The following is a 12,989-nucleotide window of genomic DNA, read 5'->3' as shown; positions in this document are numbered from 1 at the left end:
CGCCTGCCCGCGCCGGTCAGCCGCACCGCTGCTGCGGTGCTGATCCTGACCTGCACGAGTCACGGGGATGAGGTTGCCACAGCGGAAGTGATCCCCGGGTGCGGCGCGCCCGTGCCGCCGGTACTCCGCCAGAGCGCCGCCACGGCCCGTGCCACGGTGGCCGGTTCCTCCATCTGGGACGTGTGTCCCACGCCACGCAGCACAAGCAACCTCGCATCGGCGAACAGCGCCGCGGTGGGTGCGGCCAGCCGGGCGTCGACGAGCTTGTCGCGTGTGCCCCAGATCACCAGCGTCGGCACCCGCACGGTCCTGGCCGCCGCGGCGAACGACCAACGTCCCGCCGTCAGGTACGAGGTCATCAGCGCCCGCAACGACCCGATGGTCGCCGTGTGCAGCCAGGGCAACCCGAACCGCCAGCCCAGCTCCACCGCCGCCGCCTCGTACTCGGCGTCGGTGATCAGGTCCGGATCACCGAAACACAGCGCCCCCATCCCGCGTGCCCGGTCCTCCGGGGACAGCGCACCCAGACGGCGGGTCGCCACCCCGGTGGTGCCCGGCAGCAGCAACAGCGCCAGCCTCGGGTCCGCACCGCGGTCGGCGGTCATCCGCAGGTCCGGCACGGCCGGCGAGATCAGCGTCAGCGACGCCACCAGGTCGGGGTGCCGGTGCGCCAGCGCCACCACCACCATCCCGCCCAGCGAGTTGCCGACCAGGTGCACCGGGCCGCAGCTGCGGCGGCGGATCGCGGCGGCCACCAGGTCCGCGTCGTCGACCAGCGAGTACCGCCCGCGCGGCGGCGGGTCGGACCGACCGTGCCCAGGCAGGTCGACCAGGTACCCACGGGCGGTCCCGGCCAGCGCGCCGGCCAGCTGGATCCAGTTGGTCGACGACCCGGCCAGTCCGTGCACGTACCAGGCGTCCGGCCCCGGACCGGGCTCCGGCTGGGTGACCCGGACGTACAGCCCGCGGCCGTCGATCACCTCGAACTCCCCCGGCGGCGGCTCGTCCGCCATGCCCGGCACGGTGCCCGGTACCTCGCCGGCGAGCGGGGCGTCCGAGAGTTCCACCAGCTCGTCGTGCACGGCCGGACCCTGCGGAGGCGGCCACGCCGCGGTCGGGGGGTTCGGCACGCCGTCACTGCTCATCGGTCCATCGTGCCCCGCCGCGCGGCGCGACGGCGAGGGCCCGCACGGTGCCGATGGGTATCGTGTGCCTCCGGTGCCCGGCTCTCCGCCGCACCCCGCCGGGGACGGCGCACTCCGGGAGCAAGGCAGCACGGATGACACAGCCGAACGGCACCAGGCCGGGGACCCGGCTGTCCCGCTCCGATCGGCGCGCCCAGCTGCTCGACGCCGCACGCTCCATCTTCGTCTCGCAGGGGTACCACGCCGCCGGCATGGACGGCATCGCCGATGCCGCCGGTGTCAGCAAACCGGTGCTCTACCAACACTTCCCGTCCAAGCTCGAGCTGTACCTGGCGCTGCTGCAGGAGTCCGCCTCGGAGATGGTCGGCCTGGTGCAAGCGGCCCTGCTCGACACCGAGGACAACACCGAGCGCGTGCACCGCGCCGTCGAGGCCTACTTCACCTTCGTCTCCGGCGGCGACCAGACCTACCGGCTGATCTTCGAGTCCGATCTCCGCGGTGAGCCCGCCGTCGAGGAGATCGTCGAGCGCGCGACCCGGGACTGCATCGAGGCCATCACCACGACGATCACCACCGACACCGGGGTGGACCAGGCCCGCGGCCGCCTGCTGGCCTCCGGGCTGGTCGGCCTGTCGCAGGTCAGTGCCCGGTACTGGCTGCAGCAGGGTGCGGACGTGCCCCGCGAGGAGGCCGTCGAACTGCTGTCGACCCTGGCCTGGCGGGGCATCTCCCGCTTCCCACGGCACGGCTGAGCGGGCAGGCCGGCCCAACGCCCGTCTCCAGGCGGATCGGGTCCGACCAGATCGTGCCCCCACCTAGGAGTCAGGTCACCGGAAGGTCCGACCCGGACCGGGAACGCAGAAGGCCGGCCGACAACTGTCGACCGGCCCTGCTGGTACTCCGTGCGCTCAGGCGCTGCCGAAACCCACCCGGCGGGTGTCCGACGGGGCGATCTCCACGTAGGTGATCCGCGCGGCCGGCACGATGACCCGGCGGCCCTTCTCATCGACGAGCACCAGGTTGGTCGACTTCTCCAGCGCCTCGGCCACCTGCTTCTCGATCTCCTCGGGCTGCGCCGTCGAGGCGACCACGAGCTCGCGGCCGCTGTCGGTCACGCCGATCTTGATGTCCACCCTGCCCTCTTTCCGTTCCGGACCGACGTCCCGCGGCCTCTGCAGCCAGGCTAGTGCAGGCCCACCCGCTGTTCCGGCGGAACAGGGTCCGCCGTCGGCGAACAGCGGCGGATCCGCTCGCAGCGGACGACGCTCAGAACAGGCGACCCTCGGAGTCGTCCATCCCGCGCATCGCGTTGTAGTCGAGTACGACGCAGCGGATCCCACGGTCCTCGGCGAGGGTCCGGGCCTGCGGCTTGATCTGCTGGGCGGCGAACACCCCGGTCACGTTGCCCAGCAACGGGTCCCGACCCAGCAGGTCCAGGTACCGGGTCAGCTGCTCGACACCGTCGATCTCGCCGCGCCGTTTGATCTCGACCGCGACCACCGCCCCGGAGGCATCCCGGCACAGCAGGTCGACCGGTCCGACCGGGGTCGGGTACTCCCGGCGGATCAGCGTCCATCCCGTGCCGAGGACCTCGACCTGCTCGGCCAGCAGCACCTGCAGATGCGCCTCGACACCGTCCTTGACCAGGCCCGGATCCTGACCCAGCTCGTGCGAGGAGTCGTGCAGGATCTCCTCGATGGTGATCACCAGCTGCTCGCCGGCCTTGTTCTGCACCCGCCAGGTGCCCTCGGACTCCTCCAGCCAGCACGGCGGCGACATCCAGTTCAGCGGCTTGTAGGCCCGGTCGTCGGCGTGCACCGACACCGACCCGTCCGCCTTGATCAGCAACAGCCGGGGGGCCATCGGGAGGTGGGCGGTGAGCCGCCCGACGTAGTCAACGGCACAGCGGGCCACCACGAGTCGCACCGTGCCACCCTAAGGCCCGCTGCGGGTCCGGCCGCACCCGCTCGGGACGCCGCCACCTAACCTGGAACACGATGACCGACCTTCTCTGCTCGGACGCCGCGCGCGATGCCGGCGACGACCCCGCGGGGACGGCGAGCACCTTCACCACCGCCGTTCTGCTGCACACCCCCGGGGCCTGGGGGAACAGGGTGGCGGACGAGGTGACCGCCACCATCTACGGACCGGAGGGCGCCCGGGCCCTGGAGGCCATGCCGGGTGTCCGGGTCTTCGCCACCCGCCCACCCGACGGACGTTCCACCGGCACGCATCTCGTGGCCGACGGCCACCGCATCCGCAAGTTCGACTCTCCCCCGACCCTGGACCAGCTCCGGAGCACCGGGCCGGCGGAACACGCGGCCGGGCAGTCGCCGCACGCGGCCGCGCCATGGACGCTCGCCGCCGGGGCAGTGCTGCACGCGGCCGCGCCGTCGACGCCGCAATCGGCACGGCCGACCGGCCCGATGTACCCCACGCAGGTCTCGGTGCCGGCTGCAACGGGCCCGGTATCCGCGGAGAACTACCTGGCACCCGGAGCGCAGGACCCGAGCTCATCGAGGCAAGAGGCACCCGGACCGGGATGGCTGCTCGCGGTCTGCACCAACGGCAAGCGCGACCGGTGCTGCGCGATCCTCGGCCGGCCACTGGTCCGGGCGCTGGAGCAGGCGTACCCCGGCTCCGTGCTGGAGATCAGCCACCTCGGCGGGCACCGGTTCGCCGGCACCGCGCTGCTGCTGCCCTGGGGCTACAGCTACGGCAATCTGACGGCAGTCGGTGCGCTGCAGGTCGCCCACGCCGCGCAGCAGGGGCTGATCGAACCGAGGTGGCTGCGTGGCCGGGCGGACCTCGAACCCGCCGGGCAGGCGGCCGACGTGCACCTGCGGCAGCAGCTCGGTGCGCCTGCCGCGCCCGGCGCCGTGCAGATCCTCGGGTCGACCGCCGCGAACGCCCCGCAGGAGACCGTCATCGACGCCCTCGTGCTGGGCTCACCGCGCCGGCTCGCGCTGACCCGCACCACCGGCCCCACGGTGACCGACACTGCCTGCGGCGGCAAGCCTTTCACCGCGGCAGGCTGGACGGTCCGGGACATCTGAGTGCGGAGCCCCACCCGCCCGCGGCCTCGAGCGAACGGTGACAGGGACGACGGCGGCAGGAACGACGGCGAAGCCCTGATCAACGATGCGGTTCGCGCATCGAGAACCCGACACCTGACCGGCCACCGGGCGAACGGACCAGCACGGGCGACGCCGCGCAGGGCCGGCCGGCCTCAGTCCCCCGCGACCCGCTCCCCGGTGATCCGCTCCACCCCGGCGCCCAGGGCCCGCAGGTCCTCGACGAAACGCGGGTAACCACGGTCGATGTGGCCGACCTCGTGCACCTCGGTGACGCCCTCGGCGACCAGTCCGGCCAGCACCAGCCCGGCACCTGCCCGGATGTCGGTCGCCCAGACCGGAGCGCTGGACAACCGCTCGCGACCACGCAGCGAGGCGTGGTGGCCGTCGGTGCGGGCGTCGGCGCCCATCCGGATCAGCTCGTCGACGAACCGGAAACGCGCCTCGAACACGTTCTCGGTGATCAGCGAGTGCCCGTCGGCCACCGCCGCCAGGGCCAATGCCATCGGCTGCAGGTCGGTCGGGAAACCCGGGTACGGCATGGTGACCACGTCGACGGCCCGCGGCCGCCCCGACATGTCGACCGAGAATCCGCCCTCGAAGCGCTCGATCACGGCGCCGGCCTGGGTGAGCCGCTCCAGCGGCGAGTCCAGGTGGTGCGGGTCGACGCCGAGCACCCGCACCGATCCGCGGGTGACCGCAGCCGCGTAGGCCCAGGTCCCACCGACCACCCGGTCCCCCACCGTCCGGTGCTCGGTCGGGTGCAACGCGTCGACGCCATCGATGGTGATGGTCGCGGTGCCCGCCCCCGACACCTGCGCGCCCATCTGGTTCAGCATCACCGCGAGGTCGATGATCTCCGGTTCGCGGGCGGCGTTGTCGATCACCGTCGTCCCGGCGGCGAGCACCGCGGCCATCAGGATGTTCTCGGTCGCGCCGACGCTCGGGAAGTCGAGGCTGATGTGCGCGCCGTGCAGCGCGTCGGCCTCGCCGACGACCATGCCGTGCTCGATGCCCATCCGGGCGCCGAGCGCGCGCAGCCCGCTCTGGTGCATGTCCAGCGGGCGGGACCCGATCGCGTCACCACCCGGCAGCGCCACCCGGGCCTGCCGGCACCGGCCCATCAGCGGCCCCAGCACGCACACCGAGGCCCGCAGCCGGCCCACGGCGGGGAAATCCGCCTGGTACGACAGTTCGGCCGGGACGTCGATCCGCACCTCGTCGCCGGTGATGGTCACCGAGCAGCCCAGCCCGGTCAGCACATCGCCCATCAGCGGCACGTCCAGGATGTCCGGTGCGTTCCGGACCACGGTGGTGCCCTCGGCCAGCAACGCGGCGGCCATCAGCTTCAGCACGCTGTTCTTCGCCCCGGCGACGCCCACCGTTCCTTCGAGCCGGGCCCCTCCGGTCACCAGGAAACTGTCGTCCACCACAGGGAGCGACTCTAGGGCAGATCGGACCGGGGCCGCGCCGCGTGCCACGCCGGTGCACCTAGGCTCGGATCATGGCCGTGCACCTCACCCGCATCTACACCCGCACCGGCGACGACGGGACGACCGGCCTCGCCGACTTCTCCCGGGTGCACAAGACGGACCCGCGGCTGGTCGCGTACGCCGATTGCGACGAGACCAACGCCTCGCTGGGCGTGGTGCTGGCGGTTGGCCCGCCAATGCCGAAGCGGGTGCGCACCACCATCCGCCGGCTGCAGAACGAGCTGTTCGACCTGGGCGCCGATCTGGCCACCCCGGTGCCGGACCAGCCGCCGGCCCACCCGCAGCTGCGGATCACCCAGGACTACATCGACCGACTCGAGAACGACTGCGACACCTACAACGAGGGCCTGCAGCCGCTGCACTCGTTCATCCTGCCGGGCGGCACCATGCACGCCGCGCTGCTGCACCAGTCGCGCACCATCGCCCGCCGGGCGGAGCGCAGCGCGTGGGCACTGATCCAGGCCGACCCCGAGCACACCAACGGCCTGGCCCCGGCCTACCTGAACCGGCTGTCGGACCTGCTGTTCATCCTGTGCCGGGTGACGAACCCGGACGGCGACGTGCTGTGGAAGCCGGGCGGCGAACGCGGCTGAGCCGGCGCCCTGTCAGCGACATACCCCGGACAGCACACGAGCCCGGTCCGCACAGCGGCACCCGGGGTCGAGGAAGAACGGGAGGATCAGAGCTCGCGGAGCCCGCCGCGCTCGTTGGAGTCGCCGCGCAGGCCGCGCTGCTGGGGCGGTACGGACTCCAGCCAGGAGCGCAGCCCGGTGAGCACCTGCTCGGAGAGCGCCAGTTCGAGCGCACGGGTCCGGTCCGTACATCGCAGGATCACCGCGCCGACCGGCAGCAGATCGGGCTCGGCGCCCTGCGGCGACCGGCGGCCGTCGATCTCCAGCTGGTCGCGCTCCAGCACGCGCGAGGGCAGCGGCAGCGGCGAGAAGGACCGGTAGAGCACCAGTCCGCGGTCGTCGAACTTGCCCTGGCCGAAGATCCAGCCGCGCCCGTCGGGCGTGACGGCGGTCCGCCAGCAGATGTCGATCCCGCCGGAGCGGGTGAGCAGCGATCGTCGGACCGCGATCGCGGCGATGGTCAGCACGAGGGCAACGAGCAGCAGCAGTCCGATGAGTTCCGGTGCCTGCATGCTCGCGTGACCCTCGCTGCCTCAGACCGACTCGCCGACCGCCAGCAGGCGGGCACGCTCGCGGCGGAGTTCGGCGGCGGCCTCGGCGGACTCGCCGCCGGTGGCCAGGGCCCGGTCGTACGCGGCCCGGGCCTTGGTCACGTCGATCTCGTCGTGCAGCTCGGCGGCCTCGGCCAGGATCGTCACGCCGGCCTTGGTGACCGAAAGGAACCCGCCGTGCACCGCGACACCCATGACGTTGCCGTTGGGCTCGACGACACGCGCGGCGAAACCCTCGCGCAGTTCGGCCAGCAGCGGGGCGTGCCCGGGCATGACTCCGATGTCGCCGTCGACGGTGCGGGCGACGACCATCTGCGCCTTGCCCGACCAGATCTGTCGCTCGACAGCGACAAGGTCGACCTGCATCTCAGCCACGGATGGCTCCGCCTCCAGACATCTGGGGAGTGAATGAGAAGAGTGTAGCCCCGCATCGGGCGGGTGGACGGGCGGTCCCCTGGGCCGATCCCGTCACCCGCACGGCGGTGACCGGGTCCCGGACGGTGCATCCGGGACCCGGCCAGGTCCCCGCGAACGGGAATCCGTCGAGAGTCTCAGCTCTCCAGGCTCTTTGCCTTCGCCATCACGTCGTCCATGCCACCGACGTTCAGGAACGCCTGCTCCGGGATGTGGTCGTACTCACCCTTGGCGATGGCGTCGAACGCGGCGATGGTGTCCTTGATGTCGACGTAGGACCCGTCCTGGCCGGTGAACTGCTTGGCCACGAAGAAGTTCTGGCCGAGGAAGCGCTCCATGCGACGGGCGCGACCGACGACCAGCTTGTCCTCCTCGGACAGCTCGTCCATGCCCAGGATGGCGATGATGTCCTGCAGCTCCTTGTACTTCTGCAGGATCCGCTTGACCTCCTGCGCCACCCGGTAGTGCTCGTCACCGACGAACTGCGGGTCCAGGATCCGCGAGGTCGAGGACAGCGGGTCCACCGCCGGGTAGATGCCCTTCTCCGTGATGGAGCGGGCCAGCTCGGTGGTGGCGTCCAGGTGCGCGAAGGTGGTGGCCGGCGCCGGGTCGGTGTAGTCGTCCGCGGGCACGTAGATCGCCTGCAGCGAGGTGATCGAGCGGCCGCGGGTCGAGGTGATCCGCTCCTGCAGCTCGCCCATCTCGTCGGCCAGGGTCGGCTGGTAACCCACCGCGGACGGCATCCGGCCGAGCAGGGTCGACACCTCGGAACCGGCCTGGGTGAACCGGAAGATGTTGTCGATGAACAGCAGCACGTCCTGGTTCTGCACGTCCCGGAAGTACTCCGCCATGGTCAGGGCGGACAGGGCGACGCGCATCCGGGTGCCCGGCGGCTCGTCCATCTGGCCGAAGACGAGCGCGGTGTCGTTGATGACGCCGGACTCGGTCATCTCGGTGAAGAGATCGTTGCCCTCACGGGTCCGCTCGCCCACGCCGGCGAACACCGAGGTGCCACCGAAGTTCTTGGCGACACGGGTGATCATCTCCTGGATGAGCACGGTCTTGCCGACGCCGGCACCACCGAACAGGCCGATCTTGCCGCCCTGCACGTACGGGGTGAGCAGGTCGATGACCTTGATGCCGGTGACCAGCTGCTCGGTCTTGCCCTCGAGCTGGTCGAAGGCCGGCGGCTTGCGGTAGATCGGCCAGTGCTCGGCGTCCTCGCCGGTGCCCGGGACGTCCAGGCAGGCGCCGAGGGCGTTGAACACGTGGCCCTTGACCACGTCGCCGACCGGCACCGAGATCGGCGACCCGGTGCTGACCGCGGCGACGCCGCGGACCAGACCGTCGGTGGGCTGCATCGAGATGCAGCGCACCACGTCGTCGCCCAGGTGCAGGGCGATCTCCAGGGTCAGCGTGCGGGTCTCGCCGCTGACGGTGATGTCGGCGTGCAGAGCCGTGAACAGCTCGGGCACTTCGCCGCGCGGGAACTCGACGTCGACGACGGGGCCGATGACCCGGACGACCCGGCCGGCCGTGGCAGAGATGGCGGGGGCACTCATGGCGTCCTCAATTCCTTCGCTTCGTGCACTTGTTGGTCATGTCAGTCCTCATCGGCATTCGAGGCCGCGAGAGCATCTGCGCCACCGACGATCTCGGTGAGCTCCTGGGTGATCTGCGCCTGGCGGGCCTGGTTGGCCTCCCGGCTCAGGGTGCGGATGATCTCGTTGGCGTTGTCGGTCGCCGACTTGCAGGCCTGCCGCCGGGCGGCCGACTCGCTCGCCGCGGCGTCCAGCAGGGCCGCGTAGATCCGGGTGGTGACGTACTTCGGCAGCAACGAGTCCAGCAGCGAGTCGGGCGACGGTTCGAACTCGTAGGCCGGCAGCGGACCACCGGCGTCGGTGCTGTCCGAACCGACGTACTCGACCTCGAGCGGGGCGACCCGCCGGGCCTGCGCCGTCTGGGTCAGCATCGAGACGAAGTGCGTCGAGACCAGGTGCAGCTCGTCGATGCCGGCCATCACGCCCTCCTCGGTCTCCACCTCCCCGTCGCTGCCGGCCAGGAACGCCGGCAACAGCACCTCGCAGGCGTCGACGGCGTTGATGTACTCGGGCTTCTCGGAGAAGCCGGTCCACGACGCCGCCACCGGACGCTGCCGGAAGGTGTAGTACCCCAGGCCCTTCCGCCCGACGACGTAGAGCACCGGCTCCTTGCCCTCGTTGCGCAGCAGGGCCGCGAGCTCCTCGGCCTTCTTGATCGCGCCGACGTTGTAGCCACCGCAGAGGCCACGGTCGGAGGTGATCAGCAGGATCCCGGCGCGCTTCGGGGTCGCCCGCTCGGTCAGCAGCGGGTGGTCCAGCGTCGAGGCACCGGCGAGTGCGGTCAGCACGTCGGTGATCTGCGCCGAGTACGGCGCAGCGGCGAGCACCTTGGCCTGCGCCTTGGCGATGCGCGAGGTGGCGATCGTCTCCTGCGCGCGGGTGATCTTCTGCGTGCTGCGCACCGAACGCACGCGTTCGCGCAGCACCCTCACCTGTGCGGCCATCCGGTCACCTCCTGCCCTGCGTCATGACGAACGTGTCCATGCCGGTCACTTCTTCGGCGGCGGCGGCTTGCGGACCTGGACCTTCTCCTGGCCGACGGCGGCGGCGTCGAGCGGCTTGGCCTCCGCCTCCTTGCCCAGGACGGTCCCGTCGGAGGTGGTGAAGGTGGAGTTGAACTCCTCCAGCGCCGACAGCAAGGTCTTCTCGACGTCGTCCGAGAGCACCTTGGACTCGGCGATCGCGGCCAGCGGCGAGGCGCTGTGGTGGCGCAGGAACTGCAGGAAGTCCGCCTCGAAGCGCCGGATGTCGGCGACCGGCACGCGGTCCAGGTGGCCACGGGTGCCGGCCCAGATCGAGACGACCTGCTCGGCGACCGGGAACGGGCTGTACTGCGGCTGCTTCAGCAGCTCGACCAGTCGCGAACCGCGTTCCAGCGACCGCTTGGACGCCGGGTCCAGGTCGGAACCGAAGGCCGCGAAGGCCTCCAGCTCGCGGTAGGCCGACAGGTCCAGACGCAGCGTGCCGGAGACCGACCGCATGGCCTTGATCTGGGCGGCGCCGCCGACCCGGGAGACCGAGATGCCGACGTTGATGGCCGGCCGGACACCCGCGTTGAACAGGTCGGACTGCAGGAAGCACTGGCCGTCGGTGATCGAGATGACGTTGGTCGGGATGTACGCCGACACGTCGTTGGCCTTGGTCTCGATGATCGGCAGACCGGTCATCGAACCGGCGCCCAGCTCGTCGGACAGCTTCGCGCAGCGCTCCAGCAGACGGGAGTGCAGGTAGAAGACGTCGCCCGGGTAGGCCTCGCGGCCCGGCGGGCGGCGGAGCAGCAGCGAGATGGCGCGGTACGCCTCGGCCTGCTTGGTCAGGTCGTCGAACACGATGAGGACGTGCTTGCCCTGGTACATCCAGTGCTGGCCGATGGCCGAGCCGGTGTAGGGGGCGAGCCACTTGAAGCCGGCCGAGTCGGAGGCCGGGGCCGCGACGATGGTCGTGTACTCCAGGGCGCCCGAGTCCTCGAGGGCCTTGCGGACACCGGCGATGGTGGTGCCCTTCTGGCCGACGGCGACGTAGACGCAGCGCACCTGCTGCTTCGGGTCGCCGGTCTCCCAGTTGGCCTTCTGGTTGATGATCGTGTCGACGCAGACCGCGGTCTTGCCGGTCTTGCGGTCACCGATGATCAGCTGGCGCTGGCCGCGGCCGATCGGGGTCATGGCGTCGATGGCCTTGATCCCGGTCTGCAGCGGCTCGCCGACGCCCTGCCGCTGCACGACGGAGGCGGCCTGGATCTCGAGGGCGCGCAGGCCCTCGGACTCGATGTCGCCGAGGCCGTCGATCGGCTGGCCGAGCGGGTTCACGACGCGGCCCATGAAGCCGTCGCCGACCGGCACGGAGAGCACCTCGCCGGTGCGGGTGACCTGCTGGCCCTCCTCCAGGGTGTTGGCGTCACCGAGGACGACCGCACCGATGGAGCGGGTGTCCAGGTTCAGCGCCACGCCCAGGACACCACCCGGGAACTGCAGCAGCTCGTTCGCCATGGCGGAGGGCAGACCCTCGACCGTGGCGATGCCGTCACCGGTGTCGGCGACGATGCCGACCTCTTCCCGGCTGACCTCCGGCGCGTAGTCGGAGACGTAGCTCTCGATCGCGGAGCGGATCTCGTCCGCGGAGATCGTCAACTCGGTCATCGCGTTCCCGTTTCTTCGTCGTGTACCAGTACTGCCGTCCCCGGTCGCACCGGGAACTTCTCGATCTTCATGCCGCTGCCGCGCTTCATGCCGTTCAGCGGGCGAGCCGGCGGCGGAGTTCCGCCAGGCGCCCGGAGATGCTGCCGTCGATGACCTCGTCGCCGACCCGGACCCGGACACCGCCGCCCAGCGACGCGTCCACCTCCGAGTGCACCACGACCGGCCGTCCGTAGACCTTGCCCAGGCCGGCCACCAGTCGGTTCGACTCCTCGGTGGTCAGCTCGACCGCGGAGGTGACCACCGCGACGACACGGTCCCGGCGGGCGGCGGCCTGGTCGACCAGCTCGCGCACGCCGAAGGAGAACGACCGCCCGCCCGGATCCTGCGCCAGGCCGAGCAGCAGTTGCTCGGTGAGCGGGAGCACCCGGCCCCCGATCACCCTGCGCACCAGCTCGGCCCGGGCGTCGCCCGGCGTGGTCGGGTCGTCCAGCAGCACCGACAGGCCCGGGTTCGCGTCCGCGATCCGGCCGAACCGGAACAACTGGTCCTCGACGTCATCGAGATCGCCGTTCCGCTCCGCCCGCAGGAACACCGCGGTGCGGCCGAGCCGCTCCACGCCTTCCTTGAGGTCCCGCCCGTTCGCCCAGTGCAGGCGGATCGCGAAGTCGACCAGGGCCAGGGCCGGCTGGCCGACCTTGCCCTGCAGGATCCGCGACATGATCCCGGCGCGGGTGTCCGCACCGGTGGTCGCCTCGGACAGCGTGCGGCGCAGCGCCGGCTCGCGCTGCAGCAGTCCGCCGACGGCCAGCAGGTCGTCACCGAACGCACCGAGACCGGTGTCGTCCAGCGTCGCCGCCTGGGTGAGCAGCCGGTTGGTGGCCTCGTCGAGGGCCTGCCGACTCGAGATGTGCTGCATCAGCGCTCCAGATCGGCCAGGAAGCGCTCGACGGTGCGACGCTGACGCGCCTCGTCCTCCAGCGACTCACCGACGACCTTCGACGCCAGGTCGATCGACACCCGGCCCAGATCGGCCCGCAGGTCCGCAACGATCTGCGCACGCTGCGCCTCCAGCTGCGCGCGACCCGCGGCGGCGATCCGCTCGGTCTCGGCGTTCGCCTGGGCGAGCATGTCGTCCCGGATGGCCTGGGCCTGGACGCGGGCGTCCTCGCGGATCTTCGCGGCCTCCTCACGGGCGCCGGACAACTGCGCCCGGTACGCCTCGAGGGCTTCCTTGGCCTCGCGCTGTGCCTCTTCGGCGTCGGCGATGCCGCCCTCGATGGCCTTGGTCCGGGCGGCGAACGCCTTCTCGAACTGCGGCCAGGCGACCTTGCCGAGCACGAACAGCAGCACGGCGAAGGCGATGATCGCGATGACGACCTCGCCCCAGGGCAGGCCGATCGGGTTGGTCGTCTCCGCGGCGAGGGTCCCGGAGGTGCCGGCCAT

At 71.4% G+C, this 12,989-nt stretch carries 14 protein-coding genes; 3 read left to right on the top strand and 11 right to left on the bottom strand.

Annotation, left to right across the window (positions count from 1 at the left end; all coding sequences use genetic code 11):
• Positions 1–59: 59 nt before the first annotated feature.
• Entirely contained in the window at positions 60–1,145 is a 1,086-nt protein-coding gene (locus GIS00_RS06855) for an alpha/beta fold hydrolase (RefSeq protein ID WP_154767471.1), read from the bottom strand.
• 134 nt (positions 1,146–1,279) lie between these two features.
• On the opposite strand from GIS00_RS06855, the gene GIS00_RS06850 reads away from it, so the two are divergent.
• On the top strand, positions 1,280–1,897 hold the full coding sequence (locus GIS00_RS06850; RefSeq protein ID WP_154767470.1) for a TetR/AcrR family transcriptional regulator: 618 nt from the start codon (positions 1,280–1,282) through the stop codon (positions 1,895–1,897).
• A 156-nt stretch (positions 1,898–2,053) separates the two neighbouring features.
• Here the strand turns inward: GIS00_RS06850 and GIS00_RS06845 are convergent, their stop codons facing one another.
• Both GIS00_RS06845 and nucS read right to left on the bottom strand, forming a co-directional pair.
• The gene (locus GIS00_RS06845) at positions 2,054–2,278 is read right to left on the bottom strand and encodes a DUF3107 domain-containing protein (protein WP_322097614.1); all 225 of its coding nucleotides are present in this window, start codon (positions 2,276–2,278) and stop codon (positions 2,054–2,056) included.
• Positions 2,279–2,411: 133 nt separating this feature from the next.
• Positions 2,412–3,071 (bottom strand): endonuclease NucS, encoded by a 660-nt coding sequence (nucS, locus tag GIS00_RS06840; RefSeq protein ID WP_322097613.1) that lies wholly within the window; start codon positions 3,069–3,071, stop codon positions 2,412–2,414.
• A 71-nt stretch (positions 3,072–3,142) separates the two neighbouring features.
• Here nucS and GIS00_RS06835 point away from each other — a divergent pair, with 71 nt between their 5' ends.
• Positions 3,143–4,201: a sucrase ferredoxin gene (locus GIS00_RS06835; RefSeq protein ID WP_154767469.1), complete on the top strand. Its 1,059-nt coding sequence runs from the start codon at positions 3,143–3,145 to the stop codon at positions 4,199–4,201.
• Between the two features lie 173 nt (positions 4,202–4,374).
• On the opposite strand, the gene murA is transcribed toward GIS00_RS06835, so the two are convergent.
• Entirely contained in the window at positions 4,375–5,649 is a 1,275-nt protein-coding gene (gene murA, locus GIS00_RS06830; RefSeq protein ID WP_407666793.1) for a UDP-N-acetylglucosamine 1-carboxyvinyltransferase, read from the bottom strand.
• 74 nt (positions 5,650–5,723) lie between these two features.
• On the opposite strand from murA, the gene GIS00_RS06825 reads away from it, so the two are divergent.
• A complete protein-coding gene (locus GIS00_RS06825; RefSeq protein WP_154767468.1) occupies positions 5,724–6,305 on the top strand; it encodes a cob(I)yrinic acid a,c-diamide adenosyltransferase in 582 nt (193 codons plus the stop codon).
• 86 nt (positions 6,306–6,391) lie between these two features.
• Here the strand turns inward: GIS00_RS06825 and GIS00_RS06820 are convergent, their stop codons facing one another.
• The 7 genes from GIS00_RS06820 to GIS00_RS06790 all read right to left on the bottom strand — a co-directional run bounded on the left by GIS00_RS06820 (position 6,392) and on the right by GIS00_RS06790 (position 12,989).
• Positions 6,392–6,856: a DUF2550 domain-containing protein gene (locus tag GIS00_RS06820; protein ID WP_154767467.1), complete on the bottom strand. Its 465-nt coding sequence runs from the start codon at positions 6,854–6,856 to the stop codon at positions 6,392–6,394.
• 21 nt (positions 6,857–6,877) lie between these two features.
• Entirely contained in the window at positions 6,878–7,270 is a 393-nt protein-coding gene (locus GIS00_RS06815) for a F0F1 ATP synthase subunit epsilon (RefSeq protein WP_407666757.1), read from the bottom strand.
• A 176-nt stretch (positions 7,271–7,446) separates the two neighbouring features.
• Entirely contained in the window at positions 7,447–8,871 is a 1,425-nt protein-coding gene (gene atpD, locus GIS00_RS06810; protein WP_154767466.1) for a F0F1 ATP synthase subunit beta, read from the bottom strand.
• Positions 8,872–8,912: 41 nt separating this feature from the next.
• Complete coding sequence (locus GIS00_RS06805) at positions 8,913–9,854, bottom strand: F0F1 ATP synthase subunit gamma (protein ID WP_154767465.1); 942 nt, start codon at positions 9,852–9,854, stop codon at positions 8,913–8,915.
• 45 nt (positions 9,855–9,899) lie between these two features.
• Positions 9,900–11,546 (bottom strand): F0F1 ATP synthase subunit alpha, encoded by a 1,647-nt coding sequence (gene atpA / locus GIS00_RS06800; protein ID WP_154767464.1) that lies wholly within the window; start codon positions 11,544–11,546, stop codon positions 9,900–9,902.
• A 94-nt stretch (positions 11,547–11,640) separates the two neighbouring features.
• Entirely contained in the window at positions 11,641–12,462 is an 822-nt protein-coding gene (locus tag GIS00_RS06795) for a F0F1 ATP synthase subunit delta (protein WP_154767463.1), read from the bottom strand.
• Positions 12,462–12,989 (bottom strand): F0F1 ATP synthase subunit B, encoded by a 528-nt coding sequence (locus GIS00_RS06790; RefSeq protein WP_154767980.1) that lies wholly within the window; start codon positions 12,987–12,989, stop codon positions 12,462–12,464. Before GIS00_RS06790 ends, GIS00_RS06795 begins: the two co-directional genes overlap by 1 nt.

The organism is Nakamurella alba (genome assembly GCF_009707545.1).
Taxonomy (GTDB): domain Bacteria; phylum Actinomycetota; class Actinomycetes; order Mycobacteriales; family Nakamurellaceae; genus Nakamurella; species Nakamurella alba.
Note: the sequence above shows the minus strand (reverse complement) of the source record. Positions and strands in the feature narration are given on the sequence as shown.